The sequence below is a fragment of the Streptomyces sp. A1277 genome (genome assembly GCF_004795015.1).
Classification (GTDB): Bacteria; Actinomycetota; Actinomycetes; order Streptomycetales; family Streptomycetaceae; genus Streptomyces.
Genome location: NZ_SSBI01000043.1, coordinates 64913 through 71813 on the forward strand (window position 1 = coordinate 64913; position 6901 = coordinate 71813).

Sequence of the window (6901 nt, forward strand, 5' to 3'; positions counted from 1 at the left end):
CCGGGTCAGGCGAGTCGAATGCGCGGGTCGAGGGCGGCGTACAGCAGATCCACGATCAGGTTCAGCACGACGAAGACCGCCACGCTGATCGTCACGACCCCGACGATGATGGGGTTGTTGTTCTGCTGGATCGCAGTGACCAACGCGAGCCCGATACCGTCCCAGTTGAAGATCGTCTCGGTGATGATCGCGCCACCGAGCAGCGCTCCGAAGGAGATACCCACGTAAGTGACCACCGGGATGATGGAGTTACGCATGATGTGGCGGAGGAGAACCTTGGGGCGGGAAAGTCCCTTGGCCACCGCGGTCTTGACGTAGTCGGCGCCCATCACTTCGAGCATGGTGCTCCGGGCGATCTGCGCCACCAGGGCGGCGTCGATGATCGCCAGCGTGAACGCGGGCAGGATCAGCGAGTTGAAGGACCCGTCGGAGATGAGCGGGAACCACCCCAGCTTGATCACGAAGGCCCACTGCATGATCATGCCGAGGACGATCGAAGGCACCCCGATGGCCAAGGTCGTACTGAACGTGACCGTGATATCCCATACGGAGTATCTGCGCATCGCGGCGATCATGCCTGCCGCGATGCCGATGATCACGTCGAAGATGATCGCGACGACGGCCAGCTTCGCCGTGTTGAGGAGCTTCGGCGCCAGGATCTCGGTCACCGGACGGCCCTGGGTGTAGTCCTGTCCCAGGTCGCCCTTGGCGAGCTTGCCGACGTACGTGCCGTACTGAACGACCAGCGGCTTGTCCAGACCGTACTGCTTGTGAAGCTGTTCGATGACAGCGGGATCGCGTGCTTTGTCGCTGCCCGCGATCTGTCCGACCGGGTCACCCGGAAGCACGAACAGACAGGCGAACAAGACCATGGTCGCGCCCAGAACGACTACGACCAGCTGGCCCAGTCGACGGACCACATACCTTCCCATGACTAACCTCTCTACGTCACTGCGCCAAAGGAGCAGTGCCCTCGCCCCGGATACGGGGGATGCGATGGGGGGCGGGGCGGTGGATCGCACCACTCCCGACGGCCGTCAGGGGTCGTGGTGCTGAGCGCTGCTCGGCACCACGACCCCCGATCGGTTACCGCTTGTCCGCGGCTACCGGCTACTTCAGGCTGAGCTCGGCGAGGTTCGGGTCCTCATGGAAGTCCATCTTGACGTCCGCGAACTTCTTGGTGTTGACGAGGCGCAGCTGCGTACGGTTCCACAGCGGGATGAGCGCCACGTCGTCCATGGCGACCTTCTCGGCCTTCTTGTACAGCTCGTTGCGGGCCGCGAGGTCCTTGGTGCCGCGGGCCTGGTCGAGCAGGTTGTCGAACTTCTTGTTGCTGTAGCGGCCGCGGTTGTCACCGGTGACCTTGCCCGAGTCGTCCTTGTTGATGGACGAGGTGGACAGCAGCGGGAACAGGAAGTTGTCCGGGGTCGGGTAGTCCGCGCCCCACGCGAAGCGGTAGGCACCGGTGGCGCCCGGCTTCTGCTGGTCGGAGAGGAGCTCGGCGAACGGCTTGCCCGTCGCCTTCACCTTGACGCCGAGGACGTCCTCCAGCTGCTGGGCGACGGCCTGCACCCACTCCTCGTGACCGGCACCGGTGTTGTAGCCGATGTCGATGGTGGTGCCGGGCTTGAGACCGGCCTCCTTCGCGAGGGCCTTGGCCTTGACCTTGTCCTGCTTGACGCAGGAGGTGCAGAGGTCCTTGGTGTAGACGTCCTTGAAGACCGGCGGAAGGATCGTCGTGGACTTCGTCTGCATGTTCTGGAAGACACCGGCGATGATGGCGTCCCGGTCGATCGCGTAGGAAACCGCCTCGCGGGCCTTCGCCGACTTCAGCGGACCGTTGTCCGTGACCGGCAGGAGGTAGTTCATGCCGTTGGTGTCGAGCTCGAGCCACTCGCCCTGCGGCTCGTACTTGGCCTTGGCCGGCTTGAGCTGCGGGGTGGGCATGCGCGCCCAGTCGAACTGGCCCGACTGGAAGCCCTGGTACTCCAGGGTCGCGCTGTTCGCCGCGTTGAGGATGGATATCTCGACCTTGTCGAGCTTCGCCTTCTTCAGCCCGTAGCCGTCGTTGCGCACGAGCGTGATCTTCTTGTTGTGCTCCCACTTGCCCTGGAGCTTGAAGGGGCCGTTGCCGATGGGAGCGGCGTTGTACGCGGCGTTCTTGGCGTCACCGGCGACCTTCGGCACGGGGCTGAAGGCGGTGTGGGTGGTCTTGGTGTCGAACTCGAAGTCCGCCGCGGAGAGCTTCACCTGGAGCGTCGTCGCGTCCGGGGCGCTCAGGCCCGACATCTTGTCGGCCTTGCCCGACTGGACGTCGCTGAAGCCCGCGATGCCGGCCATGTGGTAGGCGACGTCGGAAGCGGCCTTCTTCTGCGCGACACGGTTCCAGCCACGCACGAAGGACTCGGCGTCGACGGCCTCGCCGTTGCTGAACTTGGTGCCGCTCTTGATCTTGAACGTCCAGGTCTTGCCGTCTTCGCTGACCTGCTTCGACTCGGCGAGCACGGGGACGACCTGGCCGTCGGCCGTGGGCTCGTACAGACCGGAGAAGAGGTTGTCCGTGACCAGGATGCCCTCGGACTCCTGGGCGTTGTACGGGTCAATCGCGACGGGCTCGGTGATGCCCAGACGGAACGTCCCGCCGGCCTGGCCGGAGCCGCCGTCGCCCTTGTCCTTGCCGGCGTTGTCGTCGTTACCGCCACAAGCCGTCGCAGCCAGGGCGATGATCGCCGCCGCCGCAACCCACTTGGCGCTCTTGGCACCGCGCATGGGTTTTCCTCCTCATGAGTCCACTTTTGACTACAAGAAGGGCACTGTGGCGATACACCGACACCCCTGACGGTGATCGTTTCAGTGCCCTGAGTGTGCTCGTGAGTCGGCGCACTCCCCACGGTGCGTGACCCATTGACCCGAGCTCAATGGAGCCAACTATTAAGTACGCGGAGGTCGTAAACCACACCTAAAGGGTCTCGTTTTGACAACATCGGACGGCCACATGGCTCAAAATCCGGACAAATCAAGCCCAGACAGACACCCCTGAAACGGACTGTTGGTGCGCGCTCCGGGGAGTGATCACCGGTATCCGAACACATGCGCGCTTTGAAAACGCTTGCATCGGGATCCCGCTCCCCGGAGCCTGAGCGGTCAGGACCGAGAGCCCTGACTACGCGTCAGCAGTACTTCTTCTGCACCAGGGAGGCGATGCTCTTCGAGCTGACCTTCTCGCCGCAGCGGGTGGCACCCTCGACCAGCGCGCCGTACGTCTTCGCCGTGCCGTGGGCCTGCTTGATCCACTTGGTCCCCCGGTCGCAGCGGTACCCCTGCCAGTAGCCCGACGCCTGGAGCCTACCCGCGTAGAACCAGTAACGGCCCTTCTTGGTCAGCTGATCCGACACGGTGATGCTCTTCGTCGTGGTGTGCCCCTTGGCGTGCGTGTAGCTGCCTTCGACCTTCGCGTCGAGACTCGCCAGGATCTTGGCCACCGAGAAGCCCGCGGACGCCCCGGCGGTCACGGACCAGGTGGAGGTCAGCGTCTTCTCGTGGGTGACGGTCCGGGTGTACGTCTTCTTGCCCCCCGTGTACTCCTTCTCCAGCCCCTTCGGCTCGTGCGTGAGCACGCGGCTGTGGCTCGTCGAGACCCAGCTGACCGAGCGGGACCCCGGGTCGCAGATCAGCTGTCCCGCGCTTGCCGTGGTCGCCGGCACGGCGACCAGCGCCGAGGCCACCAGCGTCGTACCTGCGGCTGCCGCCGCGATGCGCTTGTTCATGAATCCCCATTTCGTCCTGCGCGGGCGGTCCGGCACACGCCGGCGCTCTGCGCTCGAAATGATTGCCTGTGCGAACCAATGAATGGTCACGTGGCAATCCCCGCTTCGCCGCTCCGTGCGGCGGGATCCATCATGGGGACCAACCACTGCCTGGGACAATGGAATTGAGGAGCATCTGAGGATCGGGTGACGCGGTCAATGCCGAGAGTGACTGGAACCTCGGCCTCCGCTCATGTTTGTGATGGCACATGAATGGCATCGGACAGGCCCTCCCGCGCCGGGGGCGCGGGAGGGGCCCTCAAGGGGCCGGGAAGAGCGGAGAGACCCGGCTGCTCCGCTGTCCGCGGGAAGCCGGGTCTCTCTGTGTGTGCGGTCCGGCGGGCGTCCCGGGACGGTGGTCCCGGTCCGGCCCGGCGGGTCAGTTGTGCTTGGCGCGGGAGGCCGCGCGGCCGCGCTCCTTCTGGTCCAGGACGACCTTGCGGATACGCACGGTCTCCGGGGTCACCTCGATGCACTCGTCGTCGCGGCAGAACTCCAGGGACTGCTCCAGCGACAGCTTGCGGGCCGGCACCACGTTCTCCGTGGTGTCGGCGGAGGCCGCACGCATGTTGGTGAGCTTCTTCTCCTTGGTGATGTTCACGTCCATGTCGTCGGCGCGCGAGTTCTCGCCGATGATCATGCCCTCGTACACCTCGGTGCCGGCCTCGGTGAAGATGACACCGCGCTCCTGGAGGTTGACCATCGCGAACGGCGTCACCGTGCCCGAGCGGTCCGCGACCAGCGAACCGTTGTGACGGGTGCGCAGCTCGCCGAACCAGGGCTCGTGGCCCTCGAAGATGGAGTGCGCGATGCCGGTGCCGCGGGTCTGGGTCAGGAACTCCGTACGGAAGCCGATGAGGCCGCGGGAGGGAACGATCCACTCCATGCGGACCCAGCCCGAGCCGTGGTTCGTCATCGTCTCCATGCGGCCCTTGCGGGTCGCCATCAGCTGCGTGATGGCGCCGAGGTGCTCCTCGGGCGAGTCGATCGTCATGCGCTCGATCGGCTCGTGCGTCTTGCCGTCGATCTGCTTGGTGACGACCTCCGGCTTGCCGACGGTCAGCTCGAAGCCCTCGCGGCGCATCTGCTCGACCAGGATGGCGAGCGCCAGCTCACCGCGGCCCTGGACCTCCCACGCGTCGGGGCGCTCGGTCTCCAGGACGCGCAGCGAGACGTTACCGATCAGCTCGCGGTCGAGGCGGTCCTTGATCTGGCGCGCGGTGACCTTGTGGCCCTTGCCGCCCTTGCCGACGAGCGGCGAGGTGTTGGCGCCGATGGTCATCGAGATGGCCGGCTCGTCGACCGTGATCAGCGGGAGCGCGATCGGGTTCTCGGTGTCGGCCAGGGTCTCGCCGATCATGATGTCCGGGATACCGGCGATGGCGCAGATGTCGCCCGGGCCCGCCTTCTCGGCGGGCTTGCGGGTGAGCGCCTCGGTCATCAGCAGCTCGGTGATCCGGACGTTGGACTGCGTACCGTCGCGCTTGATCCAGGTGACCGTCTGGCCCTTGCGCAGCTCGCCCTGCTCGACGCGGCAGAGCGCGATGCGGCCGAGGAAGTTGTCGGCGTCGAGGTTGGTGACGTGCGCCTGGAGCGGGGCGTCCTCGTCGTACTCGGGGGCCGGGACCGTGGAGAGGATGGTGCTGAAGAACGGCTCCAGGCTGGTGCTGTCCTGCGGGACCGTTCCGTCCTCCGGCTTGGTCAGCGAGGCGACACCGTCACGGGCGCAGGCGTAGACGATCGGGAACTCGATCTGGTCCTCGTCGGCGTCCAGGTCCAGGAAGAGGTCGTAGGTCTCGTCGATGACCTCGGAGATCCGGGAGTCCGGCCGGTCCGTCTTGTTGATGCAGAGGATGACCGGCAGCTTCGCCGTGAGCGCCTTGCGCAGCACGAACCGGGTCTGCGGCAGCGGGCCCTCGGAGGCGTCGACCAGCAGCACGACCGCGTCCACCATCGACAGGCCGCGCTCGACCTCACCGCCGAAGTCGGCGTGCCCGGGGGTGTCGATGATGTTGATCGTGATGACGTCGCCGCCATCCTTGGGGTGGTACTTCACGGCCGTGTTCTTGGCCAGGATCGTGATGCCCTTCTCACGCTCCAGGTCGTTCGAGTCCATCATGCGTTCGTCGAGCGACTCGGCAGCGTGCGCGGCGAAGGAGCCGGCCTGCCTGAGCATGGCGTCGACCAGCGTGGTCTTGCCGTGGTCGACGTGGGCGACGATGGCTACGTTACGGATGTCGTGGCGCGTGGGCATGGGTGGCTTGCGCTTCTCTCGGATCGGGGATTCAGGCGTCTTAGTCGGTCTTGAGTCCTCGTACGCCCGCCGGGCGGACACGCCACGGCTAGTCCCATGTTACGGGGCAGCCGCCACTGCGGCTTCCCCGGCAAGTCTCCCGGGCCGGCCGGGTGGGCGCGGCTTTGCCCGCCGGCGCGGTCCGGCGGGCAAGGCGGTTGGGCGGGTCCTGTGCTTTTGGACCGGCGCTGACCTGCTACTTCTCGGGGTGGGCCGGGGCGCCCGCCGCCCGCGGGGCCTTGTAGCCGATGTCCTGGTAGTGCGGCACCCCGAAGCCGAAGGCGCCGACGTTCACGAGCTTCCTGTCGGCCGCGACGAGCTGGGGGCGCTGGAAGAGGGGGATCGACCCCGCGGCGGCCCAGATCCGGGCGTCCGCCTGCTTCATCAGGTCGCGGGCCGTCTTCTCGTCCAGCTCCGAGACGGCCTGGTCGAAGAGCTGGTCGATGTGGTCCGTGCCGACGCGGGTGTAGTTCTGCTCGACCAGCAGCGAGCCGTCGGTCGCGGGGACCGGCTTGGCGAAGATCGGGCGGTCGTCGGTGGCCGGGTAGGCGGTGGCGGGCCAGGAGTACAGCGCCATGTCGTAGTCGCCGGACGCGACGTGGTCGCGGAAGTAGCTCTCGTCGGAGACCTTGGTGATCACTGTGCGGATGCCGATCGTGTCGAGCATCGCCGCGATCCTCTCCCCGACGCTGCGCAGACCGGCGGAGCCGGGCCCGGAGGGCAGGACGAAGCGCAGGCTCAGCGGCTTGCCGTCCTTGCCGAGCGGCCCGCGCGCCACGTCGGCGGCCCGGGCGGGGGCGGC

The 6901-nt window shown here is 66.6% G+C and carries 4 protein-coding genes and 1 pseudogene; all 5 read right to left on the bottom strand.

Annotated features, from left to right (window positions below; translation table 11 throughout):
• Nucleotides 1–5: 5 nt before the first annotated feature.
• The gene (locus E6R18_RS25675; RefSeq protein WP_240799852.1) at nucleotides 6–920 is read right to left on the bottom strand and encodes an ABC transporter permease; all 915 of its coding nucleotides are present in this window, start codon (nucleotides 918–920) and stop codon (nucleotides 6–8) included.
• 190 nt (nucleotides 921–1110) lie between these two features.
• Nucleotides 1111–2769, bottom strand: a complete 1659-nt coding sequence (locus tag E6R18_RS25680) for an ABC transporter substrate-binding protein (protein WP_136319280.1) — start codon at nucleotides 2767–2769, stop codon at nucleotides 1111–1113.
• 401 nt (nucleotides 2770–3170) lie between these two features.
• Nucleotides 3171–3767: a hypothetical protein gene (locus E6R18_RS25685; protein ID WP_136319281.1), complete on the bottom strand. Its 597-nt coding sequence runs from the start codon at nucleotides 3765–3767 to the stop codon at nucleotides 3171–3173.
• Between the two features lie 418 nt (nucleotides 3768–4185).
• The gene (gene typA, locus E6R18_RS25690; RefSeq protein WP_136319282.1) at nucleotides 4186–6060 is read right to left on the bottom strand and encodes a translational GTPase TypA; all 1875 of its coding nucleotides are present in this window, start codon (nucleotides 6058–6060) and stop codon (nucleotides 4186–4188) included.
• A 235-nt stretch (nucleotides 6061–6295) separates the two neighbouring features.
• A pseudogene (locus E6R18_RS25695) lies at nucleotides 6296–6901 on the bottom strand (ABC transporter family substrate-binding protein); the annotation flags it as partial.